The organism is Pedobacter sp. 10L46_2 (genome assembly GCF_056395165.1).
This window is the reverse complement of record NZ_JBFTIZ010000543.1, coordinates 1-1,141: the sequence shown is the minus strand read 5'-3', so window position 1 is coordinate 1,141 and position 1,141 is coordinate 1. Positions and strand designations below refer to the sequence as shown.

Annotated in this window: 2 protein-coding genes; both read left to right on the top strand. The window is 35.8% G+C overall.

The features are described from left to right. A partial coding sequence (locus tag AC1DDX_RS27660; RefSeq protein WP_477623067.1) for an aldo/keto reductase occupies window positions 1–749 on the top strand: 749 nt, incomplete at its 5' end. Further along, window positions 746–1,141 (top strand): alcohol dehydrogenase catalytic domain-containing protein (locus tag AC1DDX_RS27655; protein ID WP_477623066.1); only part of this gene is annotated, 396 nt, incomplete at its 3' end. The genes AC1DDX_RS27660 and AC1DDX_RS27655, both read left to right, overlap by 4 nt.

The following is a 1,141-nucleotide window of genomic DNA, read 5'->3' as shown; positions in this document are numbered from 1 at the left end:
CTCCAGAACCCACCTTTGAAAAAGACATTTGGTTTGACTTGAAAAATGATGCTGTTCAGCAAATTAGTTATGATGGTATTATGAAATGTTTTGATCAGGGAAATAGTTTGCTAGGTATTTATTCGGCAAAAATGGTTTCTGTTCATGATCCTGATGAGTATTTAGCTGCGGCAAAAGATGAGATAGAGGAGGAACAAAAGTATCAGGATATTCTTGAAGCATATAGGGCACTTGCCGAATTAAAAAGGCAGAAATTAGTAACTTCAATCGGTATTGGAGCTAAGAACTGGAAGGTAATTGAGCGTGTTGTTGCTGATGTAGAGTTGGATTGGGTAATGATTGCCAATAGCTTAACAGTAAAGTCACATCCAGAAGATTTAGTCAGATTTATTGCTAATTTAAAGGAGAAGAATATTGTAGTTATTAATTCGGCCGTATTTAATGGGGGATTCTTAATAGGGAGTGATTTTTACAATTATCAAAAAGTAAACAAACACACTGTAGAAGGTGAAGCACTTTACCAATGGAGAAGCAATTTTTTTGCCTTATGTAGTAAATTTAATGTTAAACCTGCCGAGGTGTGTTTTGATTTTGGATTTAACATACCGGGGGTAAGCAGCATCGCCTTAAATACAACCCGTCCAGAGAAAATAAAAGAAAATATAATGATGGTAAATAAGAAAATTCCGCAAGCTTTTTGGAAAGCTATGCAAGAGGAACAGTTGATATCGATACCTTTAAATAAATGAAAGCATTAGTTTGTAATACACCAGGAGAGTTTGAATATATAGATAAAGTATCACCAGAGTTAATAGAAGGCTATACTAAGTTGAGGATTAAAGCAATAGGTATTTGTGGTACAGATTATCATGCTTATCAAGGTGTCCAGCCTTTTTTTAATTATCCTAGAATACTGGGGCACGAAATTGCAGCCGAAATTGCTGAAACTTCAGGGAAAAGTTTATTTAACAAAGGAGATAAGGTTACAATAAGCCCATATTTTTATTGTGGTGAATGTATTGCCTGTCGCAACGGAAAGACCAATTGCTGTGAAACAATGAAGGTCTGCGGTGTRCATATAGATGGCGCAATGAGTGAATACATTCTTGTTCCTGATTATGCCTTGGTAGCAGGTGAAGGT